The organism is Catellatospora sp. IY07-71, from assembly GCF_018326265.1.
Classification (GTDB): Bacteria; Actinomycetota; Actinomycetes; order Mycobacteriales; family Micromonosporaceae; genus Catellatospora.
Window position 1 is genome coordinate 7,900,411 of sequence record NZ_AP023360.1, and the last position, 25,733, is coordinate 7,926,143.

Consider the following 25,733-nt stretch of genomic DNA (forward strand, 5'->3'; position numbering starts at 1 on the left):
GCCGCGGCTGTCTTCGACGGTACGAACCGGGAGCATCCCCGCCCTCGGTCCGCAGGCGGATCCCGGCGCCGGGACGCCCGTACGGGCGTCCCCTATGGCGCGGGTGTGCTACTTCATCTGCCCGGCGGTCAAACCGGCCTGCACCTGGCGCTGGAACACCGCGTACACCACCAGCACCGGCAGCATGGCCAGGGTGAGTCCGGCGAACAGGCGCGAGTAGTCGCCGCGGTAGCCCTCGCTGATGGCGAGGTTGGCCAGGCCCTGGGCGAGCACCTGCTTCTCGTCGGAGGTGATCAGCACGACGGGCAGCAGGTACTGGTTCCAGTGGAACAGGAAGTTGAAGATGCCGACGCTGATCAGGCCGGGTTTGGCCATCGGCAGCATGACCCGGAAGAAGGTCCGGAACGGCCCGCAGCCGTCGATGTACGCGGCCTCGGCGACCGCGTCGGGCAGGGTGCGGAAGAACGCGGTGAGGAAGAAGACCGTGAACGGCAGCGAGTACGCGGTGTAGACCAGCATCAGGCCCGGCAGGCTGTCGCGCAGCCCGACCCCGCCGACGATCTTGAACAGCGGCACGAACGCCAGCACGACCGGGAACATCATGCCGCCGACGAAGATGAAGTAGACCAGCCGGTGGCCGAGGAACTTGTAGCGGGCCAGCGCGTACGCCGCGGTCGCGCCGAGCAGCATGGTCAGCGTCAGCGAGCCGGCCAGCACGATGCCGGTGTTGACGAAGAACTGCCCGATGTGCGCGTGGGTCCACGCGCGGGCGAAGTTGTCGAAGCGCAGCGCCCCGGGCAGGCCCCACGGGTCGCTGAGGATCTCGTTGTCGTCCTTGAACGAGCTGACGATCACCCACAGCAGCGGCACGGCGGTGAGCAGGCCCCACAGCACCAGGAACGCGTGCGAGAACACGTTGAGCGTGCCGTCGAACAGCCGCCGCCCGCTGAGCCCGGGCTTCTCCTCCGGCGCGGTCACCTTCTGCACTTCCCGCGGCGGGGTCACTACGGCGGTCATGAGTGCTCGATCCTCTCGCGGCGGGTCAGGCGCAGGGACAGGACGGTGACCGACAGCGTCACGAAGAACATCACCACGCCGATGGCCGAGGCGTAGCCCCACTTGTAGTCACCGAACGCCTCGGTGTAGAGGCGCAGGCCGATGACGTCGGTGCTGAAGTTCGGCCCGCCCTTGGTCATCACCTGGACCAGCGCGAAGCCGTCCAGCGCGATGATGGCCAGGTACACCCAGGCGACCTGGATGGTGTCCCAGAGCAGCGGGATGGTGATCTTCACGAGGGTGGTGGTGCGGCTGGCCCCGTCCAGGGCGGCGGCCTCGTAGATGTCGCGCGGCACCGACTGCATCGCCGCGCCGAACAGCACCACGTAGAAGCCCACGTTGGCCCACACCATCACGGCCAGCACGGCCCAGAAGGCGAACTTCGGGTCGCCGAGCCACACCTGGGCCAGGCCGTCCAGGCCCACCGCCCGCAGCGCGCCGTTGAGCAGGCCGCCGCGCGGGTTGTAGACCTCCATCCAGAGCACGCCGACGATGGAGACGGACAGCATCTGCGGCGCGAAGTAGATGACCTTGTAGAGCGAGGAGCCGCGCACGCCGGTCACCGCGCCGCGACCGCCCCGGCCGCCCACGTTGAGCATGGTGGCCAGGAACAGCCCCAGCGCGATGGTGAGCACCGGCAGCAGCACCAGCAGCCACAGGTTGTTGAGCAGCGCGTTCCAGACGTACTCGTCCTTGAACAGGCGCTTGAAGTTGTCGAACCCGACGAAGTCGTACTTCGACGACAGGCCCTGCCAGTTCGTCGTCGCGATCAGGAAGGACTGCGCGTACGGGGACAGCACGAAGTAGCCGTACAGCGCCAGCGGCGGCAGCAGGAACGCCAACAGCAGCGGATACTTCCCGTGTCTCACGTCGGGCCCTCCCCTTCGAGTTCCTCGTGGAGCGGCGCCCGCCCCGCCCGTGGCAGACGTGGCGGACGCCGCGTGATCATGTCAGCTGCGCTTGTACTTCTTGAAGCTGCTGTCGGCCGCGATGGTGTCGGCGCCCTTCTGGCAGGCGGCCAGGAACTCCGCCGGGGTGGTCCGCCCGGAGAAGAACTCGCCGCAGGCCGCGTCGACCAGCTCGCGCTCCAGCTTGCGGTAGTACACCGGGTAGATCCAGTTGAAGCCGTTGCTGCCCGAGGCGGCCAGCGCCTTGGTCACCGAGGTGAGGCCGAACGGCAGGGTGACCCCGTCGGCCGCGCCCGCGATCACGGACAGGCTGGAGACCTTGCCGGTGAAGTCCTTGGCGCCCTTCATCGACAGCATGTGCCGCATGAGCTCCATGCCGCCGCGCTCGTTCTTGGCCTTGGCCGGCACGATGAACGGCTCGCCCGCGGTGCCGCGCATGGCCTCGAACGGCAGCTTGTCGCCCGCGCCCAGGCTCGGCGTGGGGGCGATGGACATGTTGAAGTCCGGCGGGGTGACCGCCTTCTGCTCGCTCTCCAGCCAGGAGCCGCAGGAGATGAACGCGGCCTTGCCGTTGCACCACTCGGTCTGCGACTGCTTGTGGTCCAGGCCGGGCGAGCCGTCGAGGATGTACTTGTCCTTGACGATCTGGTACCACGCGTCGGCGGCGGTCTTCATCGCGTCGGAGGTCCAGGCGCCGGGCTCCAGGTTGTCGATCGCCATGGCGACCTGCGGCCCGCCGAGCTTGATCGCCGTCGAGATGACCGGCCAGCTCATGTAGCGGGGGTGCTTGCCCTGGTAGGTCCACGGCGCGATGCCCGCGGCCCTGATCTTCTTGCACAGGGCGATGTGCTCGTCCCAGGTCTTCGCGTACTCCCAGCCCTTGGCCTCGAACAGCTTGGTCGAGTACCAGATGCCGTACGCGGTGTACGCGTAGTTGAGCACGTACATCTTGCCGTCGAAGCTGCCCGCCTCGATGGTGCCCGGCAGCAGGGTGTCACGCACCTTCTTGCCCGGCACGTCCAGGCTCGGGGCGTCCAGCAGCGGGGTCAGGTCGGCGAGCGCGCCCTGCTCCACCAGGCCGCCGAGCGGGATCTGCCCGGCGCCGGAGTTGTTCACGAAGTCCGGCGGGGTGCCGTCCACGAAGCGCGGCTGGAGCTCGGTGTTGATCTCCACGACCGCGTTGTGCTTGACCTCCGCCTTGGGGTAGGTCTCCTTGTACATCGCCTGGTGCGCCTTGGCGTAGTCCTCGCCGAAGCCGCCGTTGAAGATGACGATGTCGAGCGGGGCGTCTTCCTTCACGCCCAGCGGGTTCTTGTCGCTGACGGTGCCCTCGTACTTGCCGGTCGACTCGCCGGAGTCGTCATCGCCGAGCGCGCAGCTGCTGAGCAGCCCTGCGGCCGGACCGGCGAAGACGCCCGCCGCGGCGGCACGCCGCAGGACGCTACGCCGGGTCAGGTCGGACTGTGCCATCACCACTCCTTGCCAGAGACGGTCTGGTATTTCCCTACAAGATTTGGCCGTGTTCTGAAGGATTCTTACGGCCGCCGTCGGCAAGAGGCAAGATGTCGCCGCAGAAACGTTACGCAGACTTTCTACAGAACCCCCATAATTCGCCCCCAGGCCTTCGTGACCACGTTGTCAGCCGTTCACTCCGGCACCCGCGATGAAACTTTTCACCAGCGGCGCCCGTGGTCCCGGCGGTTGTTCCGGCAATGGCCTCCCAGCAGCGAATACGTCAGCCCGAAGCCCGGTCACCCTACATGAGAACGGCTCCACCCGGGCCGCCGTGCGTGCCCGGGTGGAGCCGTTCGCCGAGGTGGAGCGGGGTTCAGTGCTGGGTCGGGAAGCCCAGGTTGAGGCCGCCGTGGCTGGGGTCGAGCCACCGGCTGGTGACCACCTTGCCGCGGGTGAAGAAGTGCACGCCCTCGGCCCCGTGCGCGTGGGTGTCGCCGAACAGCGACGCCTTCCAGCCGCCGAAGGAGTAGTACGCCATCGGCACCGGGATGGGCACGTTGACGCCGATCATGCCGACCTCCACCTCGTGCTGGAAGCGCCGGGCGGCGCCGCCGTCGTTGGTGAAGATCGCCGTGCCGTTGCCGTACGGGTTCCCGTTGACCAGCGCCAGCGCCTCGTCGTACGAGCCGGCCCGGACCACGCTGAGCACCGGCCCGAAGATCTCGTCCGTGTAGATCGACATCTGCGGCGTGACGTGGTCGAACAGCGTGGGCCCGAGGAAGAAGCCGTCCCCGTCGGCGTCCGGCGTGACCTTGCGGCCGTCCACCACCAGCGCCGCCCCGGCCCGCTCGCCCGCGTCGACGTACCCGGCGACCTTGTCCCGGTGCACCCGGGTGACCAGCGGCCCCATGTCGCAGCCGCGGCGGCCGTCGCCGGTGCGGATGCCCGCCAGGCGATGTGTGATCTTGCTGACCAGCTCGTCGCCGACCGGGTCCACGGCGACCACCACCGAGATCGCCATGCAGCGCTCCCCCGCCGAGCCGAAGCCCGCGTTGACCGCCGCGTCGGCGGCCAGGTCCAGGTCGGCGTCCGGCAGCACCACCATGTGGTTCTTCGCCCCGCCCAGCGCCTGCACCCGCTTGCCGTGCGCGGTGCCGGTCTCGTACACGTAGCGTGCGATCGGCGTCGAGCCGACGAACGACACCGCCTTCACCAGCGGGTGGGTCAGCAGCCCGTCCACCGCCTCCTTGTCGCCGTGCACCACGTTGAACACGCCGTCGGGCAGGCCCGCCTCGGCGAACCACGACGCCAGCAGCACCGACGCGCTCGGGTCCTTCTCGCTCGGCTTGAGCACCACCGCGTTGCCGCACGCGATCGCGATCGGCACGAACCACAGTGGCACCATGGCCGGGAAGTTGAACGGCGAGATCACCGCGACCACGCCCAGCGGCTGCCGGATCGAGTACGAGTCCACCGCCGTCGACACGTTCTCGCTGAAGAAGCCGCGCTGCGCGCTCGGGATGCCGCAGGCGAACTCGACCACCTCCAAGCCGCGCTGCACCTCGCCCGCCGCGTCGGACAGCACCTTGCCGTGCTCGGCCGTGATCGCCGCGGCCAGCTCCTCCCGGCGCTCGTGGATCAGCTGCCGGAACGCGAACAGCACCGCCGTCCGCTTGGCCAGCGACGCGTCGCGCCAGGCCCGCGCGGCCCGGTCGGCGGCGCGTACCACCGTGTCGACGTCGGCGGCCGAGGCGAAGTCCACCTTCGCGCTGACCGCGCCCGTGGCCGGGTCGTAGACCTCGCCCTGGCGGGTCGCGCCGTGCTCCCACGGCTTGCCGTCGACGAAGTGGGTGATGTATCCGATGTCGTTGCTCATGCCTTGCTCCTTGCCGGGGCCGCCGGTCGCGGCGGCCCCGCTGGTTCTTCCGCTCACGCTCTGGTCGCCTGCTCGTATGCCCTGGCCAGCGCGCCGGCCAGGATGTCCAGGCCCTCCTTGGCCTCCGCCTCGGTCAGCGTGAGCGGCGGGCCCATCCGGATCACGTTGCCGTAGAGGCCGCCCTTGCCCACCAGCAGGCCGTTGGCCTTGGTCTCCTCCAGCACCTTGACCGCCAGCTCCGGCGCCGGGTCCAGGGTGCCGGGGCGGACCAGCTCCAGCGCCAGCATCAGGCCCCGGCCGCGCACCTCGGCCACGATCGGCGAGCCCAGCTCGCGCAGCCCGGTGTGCAGCAGGCCGCCCACCCGGGCCGCGTTGGCCTGCAGGTCGTGCGACAGGACGTAGTCGAGCACCGCCTGCCCGGCCGAGGCGCTGACCGGGTTGCCGCCGAACGTGTTGAACGAGACGGCGCTCAGGCAGTCCATCACGTCGCCGCGGGCCACCACGCCGCCCAGGGTGAAGCCGTTGCCGATGCCCTTGGCGAAGGTCAGCATGTCCGGCACCGCGTCGTGTGCCTGGTAGCCCCAGAAGTGCTCGCCGGTCCGGCCCCAGCCGGTCTGCACCTCGTCGGAGACCCAGAGGATGCCGTGCTCGTCCAGCACCTCCTTGATCGCCTTGAAGTAGCCGTCCGGCGGCGCGACGAACCCGCCCACGCCCTGAATCGGCTCGGCGATCAGGCAGGCCACGTCGCCGGCGGTGGTGGTGGCCAGCACCTCGCGCAGATCGGCCACCGAACGCGCGATGTACTCGGCGTCGGACAGGCCCGCGAACACGCCCCGCAGCCGGTCACCGGAGTGCAGGTAGCTGACGTTCACCGGGGACAGCGAGGTCGCCGACCAGCTGCGCTGGCCGGTCACGGCGAGCGCGGCGAAGCTGCGGCCGTGGTAGCTGTTGCGCACGGCCAGGATCTGGTTGCTGCGGCGGAACTGGGTCGCCAGCAGCAGCGCGGTGTCGTTGGCCTCGGTGCCGGAGTTGGCCAGGAACACCTTCGCGTCCGGGATGCCGGACACCTTCGCGATCTTCTCGGCCAGCTCGACCTGCTTACGGATCAGGTACAGCGTCGAGGAGTGGGCGATGCCCTTGTCGAGCTGGGCGCGCACCGCGTCGGAGATCTCCGGGACGTCATAGCCGATCATCGTGGTCAGCACGCCGCCGAAGAAATCAAGGTATGTGCGCCCGGCGGCGTCGGTGACCCGGCAGCCCGCGCCGGACACCAGCTCGATCGGCTCGGCATACAGCGGGTTGATCCAGTTGGGCAGCACGGCGCGGTGGCGGGCGAGCAGATCGTCGGTGCTCATGGGTTAACACGTCCTTCGGCGGGCGGAATCGCTGTGTCACGGATCACCCTGGACGCTCCCAGCTCCGGGGAGCCCGGGCAAGCTACATCCTGCCAGCCCCACGGGCACATGGCTGACAGGTCGTCAACCCGACGCGCCTCGTGGCGGGCGCGCCGCTTAAGAATCGAAGGCTGCACCTCGGTTTTTCCGTAGGTCAGTCCCGCAACGCGTCCCTGGCCAGCAGCGCCACATGGAGCGACAGGCACGCCTGCACCGAATCCAGGTCTACTCCAAGAATGCGCTCGATCCGGGCCAGCCGCTCGTAGAAGGCGGGCCGGGACAGGTGCGCCGCCGCCGCGGCCGCCGCCTTGTTGCGCCCCTGCTCCAGGAACACCCGCAGGGTCGGCAGCAGCGCGTCGCGCGGATGCTCCGCGTCGTAGGCCAGCAGCGCCCCGAGCTGACGCTCCACGAACGTCTGCAGCCGCGGCTCGTCGCGCAGCAGGTGCAGCAGCCCGGCCAGGCCCACGTTGGGCAGCCGGTGCACGGCCGGGCCGGCCGGGTCGTGCCGGGCCGCCTCGGCCACCTGCCGCGCCTCGACCAGCGAGCGCCGGGCCTCACGCAGGCTGTCCACGCCCGAGCCGGCCGCGATCAGCAGCGTGTCCGCCCGGCCCCGGCGCAGCGCGGCGGCGAAGGAGTCCAGCGCGGGCTCCTCGTCCCCGCGTACCGCCAGCAGGGCGCCCACCGCCCGGTCGTCGACGGCGCTGATCAGCGCGGTCTGCTTGGCCTCCCGGACGGCCTGCGACACGGCGTCGGCCAGGTCGCGCAGCGCCGCCTGCGCCGCCTCGGTGCCCGCGGCCAGCGACTCGTCCCGGTGCCGCACCACCACCCCGACCAGCCGCCTGCGCTCCAGCTGGATGCCCAGCGCGGCCGCCCGCAAAGCCACCTCCGACACCGGCAGGCTGTGGTCCAGCAGCGCCGACAGCAACGTCCCGTGCAGCTGCCGCTCCAGCCCTTCGGCGTCACGCCGGATCAGCCGGCCCAGGGCCAGCGTGGACGCCGCCCGTTCGAGCAGGATGACCAGTCGTGTCGGCGGCGTCAGCGGATGCTCCTCACCGGCGATGCCGGCACCGGCGAGTGCCACCAGCTCCGGACCGCCGGCGACCGGCCGGCCTGGGCGCAGCACATCAGCACCAGGCCCGCTCAAGCCGGACGCACCGGGGCCAGGCGCACCAGGGTCGGGCGAGGCAGGGGCCGGAGCCGTCGTCGCGCCGGGGGCGGCCGTGATCGGGTCGCCGAGGTCGCCCGGGTCGCCCAGTGAGGCGTCACGGGCGGCGGTGAAATCCTGGGCGGTGCCGGAGGCGGGCCAGCGCAGCAGGAGGCGGCCCCAGTCCTGCCCGCGTGCGCCGACCGGAGTCACCAGCCACCCGGTGTCCGGGTCGTAACCGCTGCGGCCGCTCGTGGGCTGCGCCTTCACCCGGCGGGAGTGCTGCTCCCAGCCGTCCAGCAGCAGCTCGGCCCGGTCCCCGGCGGCGTCGTACGCCAGCACCTGGCGGGCCAGGTTCTCCAGCACGATGGGGCAGCCCGCGAGCTGCGCCGCCTGGTGCACCACCTCGGCGGGCTCGGCGCCCTCGACGCTCAGCTCGGTGAACCGCTGGTGGATCTCCTCGGTGGCGCGCAGCTCGGCCAGCTGCGCGTCCACGATCAGCGAGTGCACCGCCTCGGTGATGCGCACGAACGGGGTGGGCCGGCGCAGCTCGATCAGCGGCATGCCCGCCTTCTGCGCGGCGGCCGCCATCACCCGGGGCACGCTGGCCGTGTACCGCCGCCCCAGCTCCACGACCAGCCCGGCCACGCCCACCTCGGCCAGGTCGTTGACGAACGCGCGCACCCCCGCGTCATCGGCGGGCAGGCCGATGCCGGTGGTCAGCACCAGCTCGCCGCCGCGCAGCAGGGTCGCTATGTCGGGCACCTCCGCCGAGTGCACCCAGCGCACCGGCCGGTCCAGCCCCGACTCCCCCGCCACCAGCCGTGGCGCGCCCACCCGCACCGGGTCCAGGGCGATCACCTCGCGCACCGTCGGGAACACGGCCGCCGTCACCGCGGCCCTCCCCCGGCGGTACGCATCCGAACCCTCTTCCTCGTCTTCGAGCTGAGATCGAGTCCAGCGTACGGCCGACGGCACCGGCCGCCCTCGGGAGATCCCTAGGGACAGCCCGCCGCGGCGGCTGCTTCCCGACACGGACGTGCGCCGTGGATCTCCTCGTTCCGACAATGCGAGCCATGAAGATGCGTCATGTTCTCACCGCCTTCGCCACCGCCGTCGCGTTCACGCTGCTGTCCCCGGCCAGCCCGGCGCTCGCCCTCGACGACAACCTGACCTGCGTCGACTTCCGAACCAGGTCGTTCCACGAGGGCTACCACACCACCACCATCGGCTACTGCCACCGCTACCAGTGGAACCCGCCGGTGAACGTGTCCAAGGAGAGCGGCGACCTGCCCGAGCAGCCCGGCGGCCCCGGCGGCGGCGTGGAGGTGCCCAACCGGCGCGGCGACATCGAGTGCTACCAGCTGCGCAAGCAGCTCGCGGAGATGGACCGGGAGTACGAGCAGATCTTCCTCGACTGGCAGGTGAGGCTGGCCGACCTGAAGAAGGCCGAGGAGGCGTACCAGCCGCAGCAGGAGGCGACCGAGGCGGCCCGCCGGGAGTGGCTCAGGAAGCGTGCCTCGTCCCGGACGTGGCTCAACATGTACCTCAAGCGCAGCGGCCTGCCGGTGCAGACGTACACCAACATCAAGGGCGCGGTGCTGCCGAAGGACCCCCAGGACTACACCGACATCGACATGAACAAGCCCTACTCGTGGATGCTCGTCGACGCCATCGCCGCCGAGCGCGCGGCCGAGGCCGCCTACCTGGCCGAGCAGGGCAAGGGAATCCCGCTGCTCAACGCAGTCATCGAGGCTCAGGAGGCCCTCGACCACGCCTTCGAGATGGCCACCGCCCACACCGAGGAGCGCGACCTGATCGAGGGCTACCTCGAGAAGAACTGCTGACCGCGTGAAGCTGAGCACCGGCCGTGCGATCGCGGGCACGGCCGGTGCTCACCCGAGCGGCCCCTTCGCAGTTTCGGGGGAAACTGCACGAATCGCGGCACGGAAACGTGCAGTTTCCCCGAAACTGCACGTCGCGCGGGCGAGGGGGCGGCAGTCAGGCTAGGTCGTCGTCGCGGGTGAGTTCCCAGCAGGCGACGGCGGTGGCGGCGGCCACGTTGAGGGAGTCGACGCCGCGGCGCATGGGCAGGCGGACGCGCAGGTCGCTGGCGTCCAGGGCGTACCGGGACAGGCCCGGCCCCTCCGCGCCGAGCAGCAGTGCCGGGCGCAGCCGCTGGGCGGCGGTGAGCTGCTGCATCGGCACCGCGTCGGGCGCCGGCGTCATCGCGAGGATCGTGTATCCGGCGTCGCGCACCTCGGACAGCGCCTGCGGCCACGGGTCGAGCTTGGCGTACGGCACCGCGAACACCTCGCCCATGCTCACCCGCACACTGCGCCGGTAGAGCGGGTCCGCGCAGGTCGGCGAGAGCAGCACCGCGTCGATGCCGAGCGCGGCCACCCCCCGGAAGATCGCCCCGATGTTCGTGTGGTTGTTGATGTCCTCCAGGATCACCACCCGCCGGGCGGCGGCCAGCACCTCCGAGGCCGGTGGCACCGGCTGCCGGTGGAAGCTGGCCAGCACGCCCCGGTGCACGTGGAAGCCGGTGACCTGCTCCAGGACGTCCGGCTCGGCGCCGTAGACGGGCGCGCCGATCAGGTCCGCGACCTGCGCCGCCCGCTTGGCCTCGACCAGAAACGAGCGCGGCCGGTAGCCGGCCCGCAGCGCGCGCCGCAGCACCAGCTCGCCCTCGGCGATGAACAGGCCGTGCGGCGGCTCCCAGCGCGTACGCAGCTCGACGTCGGTCAGCGCCCGGTAGTCCGCGATGCGCTCGTCGCCGGGATCCGTGATCAGCTCCACGCCCCGATTCTGCCGGACCGTCCCGCCCCGCTCCGCGGCGGCGCAGAACGGGGCCGGTGGCGTGAACCACCGGCCCCGTTCCGCTGCATCAGCGAGTCACTCCTTGGGGAGCCGGCTCGCCTCGGTCTCGATCTCCTTGACGGCCGCGGCCGCCTCCTCCGCCACGCGCTGCGCCTCGGCCTCGGCCTCGGCGCCCGACTCGCGGGCCGCCTCGGCTGCCGCCGGGTCGCTGCGCAGGCCGCCGAAGGTCGCCGCGATGCCGTCCAGCGCCTTGGTCAGCTCGACCGGCACGATCCACAGCTTGTTCGACGCGCCGGCCGCGATCTGCGGGAGCGCCTGCAGGTACTGCCAGGCCATCACCTTGTTGTCGGGCGACGAGACGTGGATCGCGTCGACGACCAGCTTGATCGCCTTGGCCTGGCCCTCGGCCTGCAGGATGCGGGCCTGGCGCTCACCGTCGGCGCGCAGCACGGCCGCCTGCTTCTCACCCTCGGCGGTGAGGATCTGCGACTGCTTGTGGCCTTCGGCGTTGAGGATCGCGGCGCGGCGGTCCCGCTCGGCGCGCATCTGCTTCTCCATGGAGTCGCGGATGCTCGGCGGCGGCTCGATCGCCTTGATCTCGACGCGGGTCACCTTGACGCCCCACCGGCCGGTGTTCTCGTCGAGCACCGCCGACAGCTGCCGGTTGACCTCCTCGCGGCTGGTCAGCGAGCGCTCCAGGTCCATCGAGCCGATCACGTTACGCAGCGTGGTGACGGTCAGCTGCTCGATCGCCTGCAGGAAGTTCGCGATCTCGTAGGTCGCCCGCACCGGGTCGATGACCTTGAAGTACAGCACGGTGTCGATCGAGACCACCAGGTTGTCCGACGTGATCACCGGCTGCGGCGGGAAGCTGACCACCTGCTCCCGCAGGTCGACCTTGGTCCGGACCGCGTCGATGAACGGCACCAGGATGTTCAGGCCGGGGGTCAGCGTGCGGTTGTACTTGCCCAGCCGCTCGACCACGTCGTTGCGCTGCTGCGGCACGATCTTGACCATCTTGATCAGGGTGATCAGGACGATCAGTGCCACGATGACCACCAGGGCGGTCACGAAAGTCTCCATCAATCCCTCCAGACCAGCGCCGTGGCGCCGTCCACTTTCACTACTCTGACCCGGTCACCCGGGACGTATGTCTTCGTGGCGTCGTACGGCCGCGCCCGCCACAGCTCGCCGCCGATCTTGACGAGGCCGTTGTCCGCGTCGACGCGCTCCACGACCAGCGCGTCCTGGCCCTCGGTGACGGAGAACTCCGCCTCCTTGCTCGGGTCCCCGCGGAAGAAGCGGTGCTTCATCCAGGGGCGCACCACCGCGAGCGACAGCGTGGACACCACGATGAACGCGATGCCCTGGATCCAGCCGGGCGCCCCCGCCAGACCCACCAGCGACGCGGCGAGGAACCCGGCGCCGAGCATCAGCAGCACGAACGTGCCGGTGAACAGCTCCGCGATCACCGCCACCGCTGCGAGGAGTAGCCACCACATCCAATCTTCCACGAGCTGATCGTGTCACGCTCGCGCCAGTGATGGGGGGTGTGGATCTCCTCGTCCGTTCGGACAGATCCGGTGGTACGCGCGGGCGAGCGCGGTAACGCACTGGCCCCCGCCGCGTTGTCCGCATAGGTTGTCCAGCGCGACAGCGGCCGCGCCGTCGCGTGCGCACAGGGGTGGAGAGACGATGACGCTGACCGAGCGGACCGCGGCGCGGATCGATGAGCTGGTGGCGAGCGCGCAGGCGCAGGGGCGTACCCCCTGCCTGGTGGCCGCCGTGGTGCGGGACGGGCGGCGGGTCCACTTCAGCGCCGCCGGGGCCGACCCGGCGACCGGTGCGCCCACCCCGGACACCCAGTTCCGGATCGGCTCGATCAGCAAGACGATGACCGCGGTGCTCGTGCTGCAGTTGCGCGACGAGGGCGCGCTCGCCCTGGACGACCTGCTCTACCGGCACCTGCCCGGCACCCCGGTGGGCAGCGCCATCACCATCCGGCAGCTGCTCGGCCACGCGTCGGGGCTGCAGCGCGAGCCCGACGGCCCGTGGTGGGAGCGCCACGACGGCCCCGACCTCGACACCTTCCTGGCCGCGCTGACCCCGGACAAGCTCGCCTATCCGCCGCACCGCGCCTACCACTACTCCAATCTCGCGTACGGGCTGCTCGGCGCGGTCGTGCACCGGCTCACCGGTCTGCACTGGACGGAGCAGATCACCAAGCGCCTGCTGGAGCCGCTCGGCATGAGCCGCACCACCTACCGGGAGACCGAGCCGTTCGCGCGCGGCTACGTGGTGCACCCGTGGCACGGCACGCTGCACGAGGAGCCGCGCACCGACGCCGGTGCCATGGCGCCCGCCGGGCAGCTCTGGTCCACCGCCGACGACCTGCTGAAGTGGGCCGCGTTCCTGGCCGATCCCGACCCGGCCGTGCTGGCCCCGGCGACGCTGGCCGAGATGTGCGCGCCGGTGGTGATGAGCGACCTGGAGTCCTGGACCACCGGCCACGGCCTGGGCCTGGAGCTGGTGCGCAGCGGCGAGCGCATCTTCGCCGGGCACGGCGGCTCGATGCCCGGTTACCTGGCCCACCTGTGGACGCACCGGGCGAGCCGGACCGGCGTGGTCACCTTCGCCAACGCGTACACCCTGCACGGGCAGCGGATGGCGGAGCTGAGCCGGCGGCTGCTCGCCGACGTGCTCGACGGCGAGCCCGAGCGCCCGGCGCCGTGGCAGCCCGCGCCCGAGGCCGGTGAGCCGCACGAGCTGGACGGCGCCTGGTGGTGGATGGGGCGCGAGTTCGCGGCCCGCTACGACGCGGCCGCGAACGAGCTGGTGGTCACGCCGGTCACCGTGCCCGGCACCCCGTGGCGGTTCACCACCGAGGGCGCGGACGTGTGGCGCTGCCACAGCGGCAGCAACGACGGCGAGGTGCTGCGGGTCCGCCGCGACGCCGAGCGGACGCCGGTGGAGCTGGACATCGCCACCTTCGTACACGCCCGGCAACCGTGACTCAGCCGCTGACCTGCCGGTAGTTGCCCAGCCAGAACAGCGAGAAGACCGGGATCACCGCGAACGCGGTGCCCAGCACGATCAGCCCGTGGAAGTTCAGCAGGAACTCCAGGCCCAGCAGCGCCAGCGGGGGCAGCGCGCCGAGCACCACCAGCACCGCCAGGTACGCCCCGCGGGCGACTCCCTCCTGCCACAGCTGCCGGCCGAGCGGGCCGTCGCCGTCGGTGTGCCACGCGTTCACCCCGCCGGTGGAGTCGTCGCTGAACACGTCGCCGGACTGGTCGACCCGGGCCCAGCGCACGTCCGCGCCGATCCGGCGGCCGAGCGCGGCGCGCAGCCGGGCGTCCCAGCGCCGGTCGTAGCGCACCGAAAGGACGATGTAGAGCACCAGCCAGGTGAGGCTGACGGCGAGCTGTACGCCGAGGGGGACGGTCATGGCGGGAGAGCCTAGGAGCGCCGGGGCCGCCCTGTCGAGGTCCGTCCGGTGGACCTCCGCGTCACTCGTCGGGCGTGGTGACGAAGTCGATCAGGCGCTCCACCGCGTTCACCAGCGGGGTCTCCAGGTCGTGGTAGCTGTCCACGCGGGACAGCAGCCGCCGCCAGAACGCCGCGGGCTCGCCCACGCCGAGGGCCGCGCAGATGCCCTCCTTCCAGGGGTGCCCGTACGGCACCACGGGCCACTCCTCCATGCCCAGGCGCGACGGCTTCACCGCCTGCCACACGTCGACGTAGGGATGCCCGGCGATCAGCGCGTACGGGTTGTCCACGGCCTGCGCCAGGCGCGCCTCCTTGGTGCCCGACACCAGGTGGTCCACCAGCACGCCGAGCCGCCGGCCCGGCTCCGGCGCGAACTCGCGCACCGCGCCGGGCAGGTCGTCCACGCCGTGCATCGGCTCCACCACGACCGCCTCGGCGCGCAGATCGTCGCCCCAGACGCGTTCGAGCAAGGCCGCGTCGTGCAGGCCCTCCACCCAGATCCGGCCCGCACGGGCGACCTTGGCGCGGGCGGGCGCTGCCGCCACCGAGCCGGACGCCGTCCGCCTCGGCTGGGCGGGCGCGGGCGCCTGCGGACGCCGCAGCGTCACCGGTGTCCCATCCAGCAGGAAGGCGGCGGGATCGAGTGGGAAGTGCCTGCGGCGGCCCTGCCGGTCCTCCAGGGTGACCGCGCCGTACTCGAAACCGACGACCGCCCCGCAGAAGCCGCTGGCCGCGTCCTCGACCACGAGGCCCAGCTCAGCGTCGCGTTCGGGGGTCACCCGGCGGGGCTTGCGGCGGTCGAAACCGTCCAGCACGTCATCGCTGTAGCGCATGCGACGGCACCCTAGTCGCCGTTGCCCTTCCGCGCTCAATGACGCGCCGGTCCGGGACAAACCCCAGGAACAGCACGTACCCTGGTCGGCATGTCCCCCGCAGCGCAGGTGACCCTGACCGCGCGCCGCTCGGCCCGGCTGGTGACCTGGGCCCGGGCGTGGCGCGCCGGACTGGTCTCCTTCGACGAGATCCTCGACGACCTCACCGCCGAGGAGGAGCAGCACGTGCGCGACCTGCCCGGCCAGTGGCGCGAGGAGGTCGAGCTGCGCGAGGCGCTGCCCGCGCTCGCGAAGCTGCACCCGGACGAGATCCGGCTGGTGCTGCCGGTGCCCGGCGACCCGCGCGGGCTGCCCGGCCCCGGCCCGTTCACCAGCCACGCGCTGGTCGCCGGCGAGGGTGTGGTGGCCAGCCGGCTCGGCCTGGTCCCGGAGGCGCGGCAGCACACGTCCGGTTCCGGCGACACCTTCACCACGCTGCTGTGGCGGGCCTTCGAGCTGCCCGAGGCGCCCCCGGGGCTGCACCAGCCGGGCGTACGCGAGGCCGACGCCGCGCTGAGCCAGGCGCTGACCGAGGCCACCACCCGGCTCGTCCGGCTGGACGTGGCGCAGTGGCGCCCGGAGCTGGCCGGGGCGCTCGCCGCGCTGCGCAAGCCCGACGCCGAGACCGACCTGCCGCCGGGCTACGACCCGCGCGCCCGCCGCCTGTACGCCCGCGCCAGCGTGCTGGACCGGGTGCTCACCCTGGCCGGGCAGGCCGCCCCGGGCGGCGCGCTGAACAGCTTCGAGGCCCAGCAGCGCGACGAGGCGCTGCGCCCGCTCGCCGCCGCCTGCCGCAACGCCCTGGTGGCCGCCTGCAACGCCCCCTTCGAGGGGTGACCCGGGCGGTCAGGCCGCCGGGGTCTCCGGAGCGTCGGCGGGGACCGGGGTCAGCGGCTCGACCTCGTCGATCAGGTCCGCGACGGAGCTGATCACGCGGGACGGGCGGTACGGGTAGCGCTCCACGTCGGCCTTCGTCGCGATGCCGGTGAGCACCAGGATGGTGTGCAGCCCGGCCTCCAGGCCGCAGAGCACGTCGGTGTCCATCCGGTCGCCGATCATGGCGGCGTTCTCGGAGTGCGCGCCGATCTTGTTCAGCGCCGAGCGCATCATCATCGGGTTCGGCTTGCCCACGAAGTACGGCTCGATGCCGGTCGCCTTCGTGATCAGCGCCGCGACGGAGCCGGCGGCGGGCAGCGCGCCCTCGTTGGACGGGCCGGTCGCGTCCGGGTTGGTGCAGATGAACCGGGCGCCCTTGTTGATCAGGCGGATCGCGGTGGTGATCGCCTCGAAGCTGTAGTTGCGGGTCTCGCCCAGCACCACGTAGTCCGGGTCGAAGTCGGTCATGATGTAGCCCGCCGCGTGCAGGGCCGTGGTCAGGCCCGCCTCGCCGATGACGTACGCCGTCCCGTTCGGACGCTGGTCGGCCAGGAACTGCGCGGTGGCCAGCGCCGACGTCCAGATCGCCGACTCGGGCAGGTCGAAGCCCAGCCGGGTCAGGCGCGCGTGCAGGTCCCGCGGGGTGTAGATGGAGTTGTTGGTGAGCACCAGGAACGGCACGCCCGAGGCGCGCAGCCGCCCGATGAACTCCGGCGCGCCCGGCACCGGCTCACCCTCGTGGACCAGGACGCCGTCCATGTCGGTCAGCCAGGCGGCGATCGGCTTGCGCTCGGTCATCGGTTCCCTCTCTCGTCACCTGCCGCGCACCGGCGGCGGGCAGCAGTTGCTCGCGCACACATCCCAGTGGTCGAGCCTACCGAGCGCGGTCCTGGGCCGCGTGCCCGGCTGCGCCATCCGCTCCAGCACGAGATCGCGCACCATCGCCACGAAGCGCGGGTCGGCGCCGGGCGTGCCCGCCCGTGCGAACCCGAGCCCGAGCCGCCGCGCCGTGGCCGCGGCCTCCTCGTCCAGGTCCCACAGCACCTCCAGGTGGTCGGAGACGAAGCCGATCGGGCTCACCACCACCTGGGTGACGCCCTCCTTGGCCAGCACCTCCAGGTGGTCGTTGACGTCGGGCTCCAGCCACGGGATGTGTGGCGCGCCGGACCGGCTCTGCCAGACCAGATCCCAGGCCAGGCCGGGCGCGGCCCGCTCGGCGACCAGCCGGGCCGTCTCACGCAGCTGCGCCTCGTAGCGCCCGCCCTCCGGTCCGCTGGACTCCGCCATGGACACCGGGATCGAGTGCGCGGTGAACACCACCCGGGTGGTCGCGTGCTGCGTCACGTCCAGCGTCGACAGCGCCGCGGCGAGCCCGTCGGCGAACGGCTCGACGTAGCCGGGGTGGTCGTGGAAGTGCCGCAGCTTGTCCACCAGCGGCGCGCGCGGGCCCACCGCGGCCCGCGCGGCGGCGATGTCCTGCAGGTACTGCCGGCACGAGGAGTACGAGCCGAAGGCGCTGGTCGCCAGGGCCACCGCGCGGCGGATGCCGTGGTCGCGCATCTGCGCCAGGGTGTCGGCGAGCATCGGCCGCCAGTTGCGGTTGCCCCAGTAAACCGGCAGGTCCACCGCGTTGGCGGCGAAGTCGGCGCGGATCGCGGCGACCAGCTCGCGGCACTGCTCGTTGATCGGCGACACCCCGCCGAAGCGCTGATAGTGCTCGGCGACCTCGGCCAGCCGCTCCGGCGGCACCCCGCGGCCCCGCGTGACGTTGTGCAGGAAGGGCAGCACCTCGTCGGGGTGCTCCGGCCCGCCGAACGACAGCAGCAGGAAGGCGTCGTACATGGGTAAAAGGCTAGAACCCCGCGCGAGCGCCGCACACATCACCCACCCGGCGTTCCGGACACGTCACACCTTCACCTGAGTCAGGCTCCCGCCACGCTGCCGGAACAGCGTACCGGGAGCCTGCTCAAGGAAGGTCAGCCGTTGACGGCGTGGTAGCCGCCGTCGACGTGCACGATCTCGCCGCTGGTGGCCGGGAACCAGTCCGACAGCAGCGCGACCACGGCCTTGGCGGTCGGCTCGGTGTCGGTCAGGTCCCAGCCGAGCGGGGCGCGGTCGTTCCAGGACTCCTCGAACTTCGCGAAGCCCGGGATCGACTTGGCCGCCATGGTGCGCAGCGGTCCGGCCGAGACCAGGTTGCTGCGGATGCCCTGCTTGCCGAGGTAGCTGGCGAGGTAGCGGGAGGCGGACTCCAGCCCGGCCTTGGCCACGCCCATCCAGTCGTACACCGGCCAGGCGATGGTGGCGTCGAAGGTCAGGCCCACGATGGAGCTGCCCGGCCGCAGCAGCGGCAGGGTGGCCATGGCCAGCGCCTTGTACGAGTACGTCGACACGTGCACCGCCGTGGACACGTCCTCCCAGGAGGTCTCCAGGAAGTTGCCGCCCAGCGCGGTCCCCGGCGCGAAGCCGATGGAGTGCACCACGCCGTCGAGGCCGTCCACGTGCCCGCCGACGCGCTCGGCCAGCGAGGCGAGGTGCTCGGGGTTGGTCACGTCCAGCTCGATCACGGGCGCGGTGACGGGCAGCCGCTTGGCGATCCGCTCGACCAGCGACAGCCGGCCGAACCCGGTCAGCACCACGGTCGCGCCCTGCTCCTGCGCGATCTTCGCGACGTTGAACGCGATCGACTGCTCCGTGATCACGCCAGTGACCAGGACCCGCTTACCTTCGAGCAGCACGTCTACTCCTCAATCTCGTTGATCACGGTGCCGGGGTGGCGACACGCCGCCCAGCACGTCCATAAGTTCATGATCACCCCCGGAAGGGGGGTCAGTGGCCCATGCCGAGGCCGCCGTCGACCGGGATGACCGCGCCGGAGATGTAGCCGGCGGTGTCGCCCGCGAGCCAGGTGACCACGCCGGCGACCTCGTCGACCGCGGCGATGCGGCCGGCCGGGATGGCCTTGCGGATCTCGGCCTTGCGGTCCTCGGTGAGCTTGTCGGTCATGTCGGTCTCGATGAAACCGGGCGCCACCACGTTGGCGGTGATGTTGCGCGAGCCCAGCTCACGGGTGATGGAGCGGGCCACGCCGACCAGACCGGCCTTGCTGGCCGCGTAGTTGACCTGACCGGCGCCGCCGTAGAGGCCGACCACCGACGAGATGAAGATCATGCGGCCGAAGCGGCCCCGGACCATCTTGGTCGCGGCCCGGCGGGCGCAGCGCCACGCGCCGGTGAGGTTGGTGTCGAGCACCCGGCTGAACTGCTCCTCCGACATGCGCATCAGCAGCGTGTCGTCGGTGATGCCGGCGTTGGCGACCAGCACCTCCACCGGGCCCAGCTCGTTCTCGATGGTGGTGAACGCCGCGTCGACCGCGTCGGAGTCGGTGACGTCGCAGGTGACGCCCAGGATGTCGGGCGCGGCGGCCTGGTCGAAGGTGCCCCGGTGGGTGATGGCGACGCGGTCGCCCTGCTTGGCGAACGCCTGCGCGATGGCCAGGCCGATGCCGCGGTTGCCGCCGGTGACCAGGACGGTACGGGACACGGTTGCTCCTTCGATGGCGATCAGGGGTTCCGACTCACCCTAGGACGTGCGCGTGAACACGGCGGGTAGGGGGCCGTGACTAAATCCACCTACAATCTTTGGAGGATTCCGCTAACGGGTGACAGCCGGGTGGACACGGAAACCCTGCCGGGAAGGCTGATGCCGACCACGATCACCCATACGGTACGATCACGGCGTTTGCTTGCTGGACTCTCGGCCTAAGGAGGTGATCGCTATGCGAGATAGCGATCCTCCGAGTCATGGCCGGGTCCTGCGAGCCGCGCGCTGACTCTCCGTAGCGCTGCCTCCTCTCGCATCCCCGCGCGTCCTGCCCTCCGAGCCGGCTCTCCGCCGCTTGGCCGGTAGGTCTGCGCCGTGACCTGGTCATGACTCGTCCCGAGTGCCCCTGTAGTTGCCCAGGAACAACACAGTCACCGGAGCCAGTCATGAGCCGTTACCTCGCCCCGCTGGGCTTCACCCTCGCCGCGGCCTGGGTCGGAGCCGTCTTCCTGCTGGTCAGCGTCCGCTGAGCGCGTCCGGCAGCGCGCGCCCGCGACGGCGCCGGCGCGCCGTACCACCGATCACCGGACCTGCCTGGCAGGCGTGCGTGTCCCGGATACGCCCGTCTGCCAGGCAGGTCGGCTGATCAGGGCAGCCGCGACGCCCAGAGCAGGCTGAGCGACCCGGCCGCCAGGCCGAACAGCAGCGCCACCCCGGCGAACCACTGGCCGATCTCCTTCGGCACCGTCCGGTGCCCGATGGACGAGCCCATGTCCTGGTAGACCTGGGCCAGCTCGGCCGCCGACGCCGCCTCGTAGAAGAAGCCGCCGGTCGTCTCCGCCAGCTGCGCCAGCGCCTCCCGGTCCACCGGCACCCGCTGCATCTGGCCCGCGATGTCGACCATGCCGGTGTCGGTGCCGAACGCGATGGTGGTCACCGGCACGTTCGCCTCGACCGCCGCCGCGGCCGCCTCCTCGATCGAGCGGCCGTACGTGCGATACCCGTCGGACAGCAGCACGATCCGGGCCGGCGGCGGGCCCTCGGCACCGGCCCCCGGCACCGCCTTGATCGCGTCCAGCGAGGTCAGCACGGCCTCGCCGGTGGCCGTCGCCTCCGCCATCTGCAGGGCGTCGATCGCCTCGGTCACCGCCTCGCGGTCCTTGCCCGGCGACACCAGCACGTTGGCCGACTTGGCGAAGGAGACCAGACCCAGGTTGTACGACCCGGGCAGCTCGGTCACGAAATCCTTGGCCGCCGCCTGCGCGGCCTCCATCCGGGTCGGCTCGACGTCGCCCGCCTGCATGGACAGCGACACGTCGATGGCCAGGATGATGGTCGCCCGCTCCAGCGGCTCCTCCACCTCCAGCGACGGCCGGGCCAGCGCCGCCACCAGCGCGAACAGCGCGGCGAGGAACGTCGCGGCGGCCACATGGCGGCGCCAGCCCAGCCCGCGCGGCACCAGTGAGCGCAGCAGCTCCAGGTTGCTGAACGGCAGCGCGGTGTCCCGGCGGAACCGGCGCAGCAGGTGCCGGCAGGCGTACGCGGCGGCCAGCGCCAGCACCGGCAGCAGCGCCAGCAGCCACCACGGCTCCAGGAAACGGATCATCGGCTCCCCCCGCGGGTCCGGCGGTGCCGCTGGGCGGCGACGAATCGCACCAGGTCCAGCAGCCAGTCCGAGTCGGTGCGCAGCCGCACCTGCCGCGCCCCGGCCGTGCGTACGGCGTCGGCGACCAGCTCCCGCTGCCGGGCGGCGGCGTCGGCGTAGCGGCGGCGCAGCCTGCGGTCACCGGTCTGCACCTCGTGCAGGATGCCCGTCTCCGGGTCGAGCAGCTCCAGCACGCCGGCGTCGGGCAGCGCCAGCTCGCACGGATCGAGCACCTCGATCGCCAGCACCTCGTGCCGGGTGGCCAGCTTGCGCAGCGGCCACGCCCACCGCTCCGGCGGATCGAGAAAGTCCGAGATGATCACTGCAAGCCCCCGCCGCCGCGGCGGACTGTTCAACGCCCCGATCAGCGCCCCCAGACTGTCCGCCCCCCGGCTCGCCTCCCGTGCTCCACCCGCCGCGCCGTGCTTTCCGGCTCGCAGTTTCGGGGAAAGTGCACGAATCAGGGGCTTCTTTGCCACAGTTTCCCCGAAACCGCGAGCCGACGGGCCCGGCTGGCGGCGGGCGGGGTCCTCGTCGATGAGGCGGGCGATGGTGCGGAGGAGGCCCTGCGCCTCGCGGCGGCCGGGGAGGGCGGGGCGGCGGACCAGGTCGCCGCCGCCGCGGCTCACGACGGCTCCGACGCGGTTGCCCCCGCGTACCGTGAGGTGGGTCATCGCCGCCGTCGCGGCCAGCACCAGATCGCGTTTGAGCAGGCGGGCGGTGCCGAAGTCGAGGCTGGGCGACAGGTCGACGGCCAGCCAGGTCTCCAGCTCCCGGTCGGCGACGGTCAGCCGCACGTGCGGCACCGTTGTGCGGGCGGTGACCGGCCAGTCCATCCGGCGCACGTCGTCGCCCGCCCGGTACTCCCGCGACTCGCCCGCCTCGCTGCCCGCACCGGGCAGCAGGCCCAGGTAGTCGCCCTGGAGCAGGCCGTCCAGACGGCGGTTGACCAGCAGTTGCAGCCGGCGTAGCGCCGCCTCGCCGCCGCCGCGCGCCGCGTCCACGGCCGCCTGGCCGGTGCCGGATACGGCCCGCCCGGCAGCCCCGCTCATCGGACCGCCCCCGGCGCCGGCACGCCGCCGACGGTGCCCGCCGTCATGTCGCCTGCTGGCGCGGGGCGACCGAGGGCAGCGGCACGGCCGACAGCACCCGGCCGACCACGAAGTCGGCGGGCACCTCGTCGGCGAGCGCGTCATAGCTGAGCACCAGCCGGTGCCGCAGGATGTCCGGCGCGATGTCGAGCACGTCCTGCGGCAGCGCGTAGTCGCGCCCGCGCAGCATGGCCAGCGCCCGGGTGGCGCGCACCAGGCCCAGCGAGGCGCGCGGGCTGGCGCCGTACTGGATGAGCCGGGCCACGTCGGACAGGCCGTGGTCGGCCGGGGCCCGGGTCGCCAGCACCACGCGCACCGCGTAGTCGACCAGCGCGTTGTGGACGAACACCTGGTCGGCGCGTTCCTGCAGGCCCAGCAGCAGCTCGGTGGACAGCACCGGCTCGGCGCGCGGCGGCGCGACGCCCATCCGGTAGACGATCTCCCGCTCCTCGCTGTCGGTCGGGTAGCCGACCAGCACCTTGAGCAGGAAGCGGTCGCGCTGCGCCTCGGGCAGCGGATACACGCCCTCCTGCTCGATCGGGTTCTGCGTCGCCATCACCAGGAACGGGGCCGGCACCGGGTGGGTGGCGCCGCCCAGCGACACGTGCCGCTCGGCCATCACCTCCAGCAGCGCCGACTGCACCTTGGCGGGCGCGCGGTTGATCTCGTCGGCCAGCAGGAAGTTCACGAAGACCGGGCCCAGCTCGACGTCGAACGTCTCGCTGCCGGCCCGGTAGATGCGCGTGCCGACGATGTCGGCGGGGACCAGGTCGGGGGTGAACTGCACTCGCGCGAACGAGCCGCCGGCGACGGTGGCCAGCGTCTCCACGGCCAGCGTCTTGGCCACCCCGGGCACGCCCTCCAGCAGGCAGTGCCCGCGCGCCAGCAGCGCCACGAACATCCGCTCCACCAGCCGGTCCTGCCCGACGATCACCTTCTTCACCTCGAACATGGCCCGTTCGAGCAGCGTGGCGTCCTGGGCGGGGCCCGTCACGGCGCCGTCGGGCAGTCCCGGGGCAGGGTTGTCACAGGTGATGGGCTGCACCGCGGCTCCTCGCGTACGACGGTCCTGACCTGCCCCAGCCTCGCACGATCAGCCGACCTATGCGGCATAGTGCACTGATTCGCCCCAACCCAGTCCAAGCCGGGCGTGGACGAGGCCGCGTTCGATTTCATCCGATCGGATGCCGGACCGCTCTTCCCTCCGCGCCCGGCGCGTGGTTAGTATTCGTGCGTTGCCGGGCGGCTTCCCCCGTGGCCGCCCGGCACGCCAAACCACACAGCACCTCACCACCGCGGCCGAGCAGCAGCTCGGCTTTTTTCATGCCGGATGCCGGCTCGGTAGGCTCCTGCCCGTGACCGAGGCCGACGCTCCCCTGATCTGCTCGCGCAAGGGCTGCCGCGCCGCTGCCACCTGGGAGCTGCGCTGGAACAACCCGAAGCTGCACGAGCCCGCCCGGCGCAAGGTCTGGCTGGCCTGCGACGAGCACCGGCAGACGCTGGCCGACTTCCTGTCCGCCCGGGGCTTCCTGCGCGAGACGCTGCCGCTGACCTGATCGTCTATGGTCGAAACGTGACCGAGCCGCACCCCGTCCCGTACGCCGCACCGGCCCCCGGCCCGCTCGACCCGTGGCCGGGCGAGGTCACCTGGCGCCCCGTCTCGCCCCGCCTGGTCTGGCTGGAGCTGACCCGGGTCGTCATCAATACCGCCGTGCTGCTGGCCGCGTGCGCCGTCGTCGGCGTGCTCTGGAGCACCCGGTGGGCCGTGATCGGCGCCGTCGTCGTGGTCGTGCTCGACGTGACCCGCGCCGTGGTCGCCGTCCGCGCCGCCCGCTCCTACGGCTACGCCGAGCGCGAGCGCGACCTGCTGGTCCGGCACGGGCGCATGGTGCGCCACCTGTCGATCGTGCCGTACGCCCGGATGCAGTTCGTCGACGTGGTCGCGGGCCCGCTCGAACGCGCCTTCGGGCTGGCCACGGTGCAGCTGCACACGGCCGCCGCCGCCTCGGACGCCACCGTGCCCGGCCTGGAGCCCGCCGAGGCGGCCCGGCTGCGCGACCGGCTCGCCGCCCTCGGCGAGGACGCCGGTGAGGGGCTATGACCTCGCCCGCGCACCCGCCCGAGCCGGCCACCGGCGCGGCAACCCCCGCGCCGCGCACCCCTGACCCGGTGCCCGCCCCCGGCGCGCCGCCGGCCGGCGGGCCGCTGATGATCGCGCGGCAGCGGCTGCACCCGCTGAGCCCCGTGCTCAAGAGCGTGCGCACGCTGATCATCGTCATCGCCGCGGTGTCCTGGCGCGGCCTGCAGAACCTCGGCACGAAGAACTACGCCCTGGCCGTGCTCGGCCTGCTGGTGCTCGTCCTGCTCTACTCGGCCGTGGCCTGGCGGTTCACCGGCTACCAGGTGGTCGGCCGGGAGCTGCGCATCCACGAGGGCGTGCTGTTCCGGCGCACCCGCGCGGTGCCGCTGGAGCGGCTGCAGTCCATCGAAGTGGTGCAGCCGGTGCTGGCCCGGCTCGCGGGCCTGGCCGAGCTGCGGCTGGACGTGGCGGGCGCGGCCAAGTCCGAGGCCCCGCTGGCGTTCCTGCCGCTGGCCGAGGCCACCGCGCTGCGCGGCCGCCTGCTCGCCCTCACCGCCCGCACTCCGGCCCCGGCCGAGACAGCCGGGGAACCCGCGGCCGAGCAGCCCGACGAGCCCGACATCCACCGGGTCGACGACAACGACGTGGTGGTCAGCCAGTTCCTCACCCCGCCGGTGATGTTCACCCCGCTGGCCGTGCTCTACATCGTCGGCCAGCTCATGCTGAACAGCGACTTCGGCATCTTCGCCATCGCGAGCATGGCCACCGCCGTGGCCGGCACCATCGGCGCGCCGGTGATGCGCATCCTGAACTTCTGGAACTTCCGGCTGGGCCGCACCGACGACGGCCGCCTGCGCATCCGGCACGGACTGCTGGAGACGCGCAGCCAGCTGGTGGCCCCACGGCGCATCCAGTCGCTGACCGTCACCTGGCCGCTGCTGTGGCGCGGCAAGGGCTGGCTGCGGGTCACCCTCGCCGTGGCCGGGCAGAACAGCGCGGTGAACGCCGACGGCCAGCGCAGCCGCGCCGAGACCGACCGGCTGCTGCCGGTGGCCACCCTGGAGACCGCCCGTGCCCTGGTCCCGCTGGCGGTGCCGGGCATCGACCTCGGGGCGCTGCCGCTGTCGCCGGTCCCGGCCCGTGCCGTCTGGCTCGCCCCGCTGCGGCACCGGGTGCTGGCCGCGGGGCTCACCGACGCCGGGTTCGCCGCCGTGGACGGGCTGACCACCCGCCAGCTGACCGTGGTGCCGTACGCCCGCATCCAGAGCGTCCGCGTGGTGCAGGGACCGTGGCAGCGCCGCCTGGACCTGGCCACGGTATACGTCGACGTGGCCGGCGCGACCCCGGCCGCCGCCGTGCACCGCCCGCTCGCGGAGGCTTTCGGCTGGGCCGGTGAACTCACCGAGCGCGCTCGCGCCGCCCGCGCGGATGTATAAGTCGACTTACTATAAGTCGACTTATACATCCGGGAGCGAGGTGAA

The 25,733-nt window shown here is 72.0% G+C and carries 23 protein-coding genes and 1 pseudogene; 6 read left to right on the top strand and 18 right to left on the bottom strand.

The genetic code is table 11. The features are described 5' to 3' along the window. Positions 1-108 precede the first annotated feature (108 nt). From CS0771_RS35375 to CS0771_RS35400, 6 genes and pseudogenes are all read right to left on the bottom strand, one after another. Complete coding sequence (locus CS0771_RS35375) at positions 109-1,017, bottom strand: carbohydrate ABC transporter permease (protein ID WP_212845047.1); 909 nt, start codon at positions 1,015-1,017, stop codon at positions 109-111. Beyond that, complete coding sequence (locus CS0771_RS35380) at positions 1,014-1,925, bottom strand: carbohydrate ABC transporter permease (protein WP_212845048.1); 912 nt, start codon at positions 1,923-1,925, stop codon at positions 1,014-1,016. The genes CS0771_RS35375 and CS0771_RS35380 overlap by 4 nt, the downstream gene beginning before the upstream one ends. Positions 1,926-2,006: 81 nt before the next feature. Then, positions 2,007-3,434 (bottom strand): N-acetylglucosamine/diacetylchitobiose ABC transporter substrate-binding protein, encoded by a 1,428-nt coding sequence (gene ngcE, locus CS0771_RS35385; RefSeq protein ID WP_212845049.1) that lies wholly within the window; start codon positions 3,432-3,434, stop codon positions 2,007-2,009. Positions 3,435-3,792: 358 nt separating this feature from the next. Then, entirely contained in the window at positions 3,793-5,295 is a 1,503-nt protein-coding gene (locus CS0771_RS35390; RefSeq protein WP_371821525.1) for a CoA-acylating methylmalonate-semialdehyde dehydrogenase, read from the bottom strand. Positions 5,296-5,348: 53 nt separating this feature from the next. Continuing rightward, positions 5,349-6,650 carry an aspartate aminotransferase family protein gene (locus CS0771_RS35395; protein ID WP_212845050.1) on the bottom strand — a complete coding sequence of 434 codons (1,302 nt, stop codon included), beginning with the start codon at positions 6,648-6,650 and terminating at the stop codon, positions 5,349-5,351. A gap of 193 nt (positions 6,651-6,843) precedes the next feature. Further along, a pseudogene (locus CS0771_RS35400) lies at positions 6,844-8,721 on the bottom strand (PucR family transcriptional regulator); the annotation flags it as partial. 188 nt (positions 8,722-8,909) lie between these two features. Here CS0771_RS35400 and CS0771_RS35405 point away from each other — a divergent pair. Continuing rightward, positions 8,910-9,680, top strand: a complete 771-nt coding sequence (locus tag CS0771_RS35405; protein WP_212845051.1) for a hypothetical protein — start codon at positions 8,910-8,912, stop codon at positions 9,678-9,680. A 154-nt stretch (positions 9,681-9,834) separates the two neighbouring features. Here CS0771_RS35405 and CS0771_RS35410 read toward each other — a convergent pair whose 3' ends face one another. The 3 genes from CS0771_RS35410 to CS0771_RS35420 all read right to left on the bottom strand — a co-directional run bounded on the left by CS0771_RS35410 (position 9,835) and on the right by CS0771_RS35420 (position 12,170). Beyond that, positions 9,835-10,635: an RNA methyltransferase gene (locus tag CS0771_RS35410; RefSeq protein WP_212845052.1), complete on the bottom strand. Its 801-nt coding sequence runs from the start codon at positions 10,633-10,635 to the stop codon at positions 9,835-9,837. Positions 10,636-10,731: 96 nt separating this feature from the next. Beyond that, entirely contained in the window at positions 10,732-11,739 is a 1,008-nt protein-coding gene (locus CS0771_RS35415; RefSeq protein ID WP_203746288.1) for an SPFH domain-containing protein, read from the bottom strand. Next, positions 11,739-12,170: an NfeD family protein gene (locus tag CS0771_RS35420; protein WP_244871222.1), complete on the bottom strand. Its 432-nt coding sequence runs from the start codon at positions 12,168-12,170 to the stop codon at positions 11,739-11,741. The genes CS0771_RS35415 and CS0771_RS35420 overlap by 1 nt, the downstream gene beginning before the upstream one ends. A gap of 181 nt (positions 12,171-12,351) precedes the next feature. Between CS0771_RS35420 and CS0771_RS35425 the strand changes: the two genes are divergently transcribed. Then, a complete protein-coding gene (locus CS0771_RS35425) occupies positions 12,352-13,668 on the top strand; it encodes a serine hydrolase (RefSeq protein WP_212845053.1) in 1,317 nt (438 codons plus the stop codon). A gap of 1 nt (position 13,669) precedes the next feature. On the opposite strand, the gene CS0771_RS35430 is transcribed toward CS0771_RS35425, so the two are convergent. Together CS0771_RS35430 and CS0771_RS35435 are read right to left on the bottom strand one after the other, a co-directional pair. Then, a complete protein-coding gene (locus CS0771_RS35430) occupies positions 13,670-14,104 on the bottom strand; it encodes a hypothetical protein (protein ID WP_212845054.1) in 435 nt (144 codons plus the stop codon). A 61-nt stretch (positions 14,105-14,165) separates the two neighbouring features. Then, the gene (locus CS0771_RS35435) at positions 14,166-14,978 is read right to left on the bottom strand and encodes a DUF3097 domain-containing protein (protein WP_212845055.1); all 813 of its coding nucleotides are present in this window, start codon (positions 14,976-14,978) and stop codon (positions 14,166-14,168) included. 90 nt (positions 14,979-15,068) lie between these two features. Here CS0771_RS35435 and CS0771_RS35440 point away from each other — a divergent pair, with 90 nt between their 5' ends. After that, positions 15,069-15,854: a hypothetical protein gene (locus CS0771_RS35440; protein ID WP_212845056.1), complete on the top strand. Its 786-nt coding sequence runs from the start codon at positions 15,069-15,071 to the stop codon at positions 15,852-15,854. A gap of 9 nt (positions 15,855-15,863) precedes the next feature. On the opposite strand, the gene CS0771_RS35445 is transcribed toward CS0771_RS35440, so the two are convergent. The 7 genes from CS0771_RS35445 to CS0771_RS35475 form a co-directional block, all read right to left on the bottom strand. Beyond that, the gene (locus CS0771_RS35445) at positions 15,864-16,691 is read right to left on the bottom strand and encodes an HAD-IIA family hydrolase (RefSeq protein ID WP_212845057.1); all 828 of its coding nucleotides are present in this window, start codon (positions 16,689-16,691) and stop codon (positions 15,864-15,866) included. Positions 16,692-16,706: 15 nt separating this feature from the next. Next, entirely contained in the window at positions 16,707-17,735 is a 1,029-nt protein-coding gene (locus CS0771_RS35450; protein ID WP_212845058.1) for a ferrochelatase, read from the bottom strand. 134 nt (positions 17,736-17,869) lie between these two features. Further along, entirely contained in the window at positions 17,870-18,631 is a 762-nt protein-coding gene (fabI, locus tag CS0771_RS35455) for an enoyl-ACP reductase FabI (protein WP_212845059.1), read from the bottom strand. 91 nt (positions 18,632-18,722) lie between these two features. Then, on the bottom strand, positions 18,723-19,436 hold the full coding sequence (gene fabG / locus CS0771_RS35460) for a 3-oxoacyl-ACP reductase FabG (protein ID WP_212845060.1): 714 nt from the start codon (positions 19,434-19,436) through the stop codon (positions 18,723-18,725). A gap of 646 nt (positions 19,437-20,082) precedes the next feature. Next, the gene (locus tag CS0771_RS35465) at positions 20,083-21,042 is read right to left on the bottom strand and encodes a VWA domain-containing protein (protein ID WP_212845061.1); all 960 of its coding nucleotides are present in this window, start codon (positions 21,040-21,042) and stop codon (positions 20,083-20,085) included. Next, positions 21,039-22,133 (bottom strand): DUF58 domain-containing protein, encoded by a 1,095-nt coding sequence (locus CS0771_RS35470; protein ID WP_212845062.1) that lies wholly within the window; start codon positions 22,131-22,133, stop codon positions 21,039-21,041. The genes CS0771_RS35465 and CS0771_RS35470 overlap by 4 nt, the downstream gene beginning before the upstream one ends. Before the next feature lie 43 nt (positions 22,134-22,176). Beyond that, entirely contained in the window at positions 22,177-23,217 is a 1,041-nt protein-coding gene (locus CS0771_RS35475) for a MoxR family ATPase (protein ID WP_244871223.1), read from the bottom strand. A 310-nt stretch (positions 23,218-23,527) separates the two neighbouring features. Here CS0771_RS35475 and CS0771_RS35480 point away from each other — a divergent pair, with 310 nt between their 5' ends. From CS0771_RS35480 to CS0771_RS35490, 3 genes are read left to right on the top strand one after another with little or no spacing between them, the layout of a single operon-like run. Further along, a complete protein-coding gene (locus tag CS0771_RS35480) occupies positions 23,528-23,728 on the top strand; it encodes an acetone carboxylase (protein ID WP_244871224.1) in 201 nt (66 codons plus the stop codon). Between the two features lie 17 nt (positions 23,729-23,745). Beyond that, entirely contained in the window at positions 23,746-24,273 is a 528-nt protein-coding gene (locus CS0771_RS35485) for a PH domain-containing protein (RefSeq protein ID WP_239125751.1), read from the top strand. Then, positions 24,270-25,688 carry a PH domain-containing protein gene (locus CS0771_RS35490; protein WP_244871225.1) on the top strand — a complete coding sequence of 473 codons (1,419 nt, stop codon included), beginning with the start codon at positions 24,270-24,272 and terminating at the stop codon, positions 25,686-25,688. Before CS0771_RS35485 ends, CS0771_RS35490 begins: the two co-directional genes overlap by 4 nt. Positions 25,689-25,733: the final 45 nt, after the last annotated feature.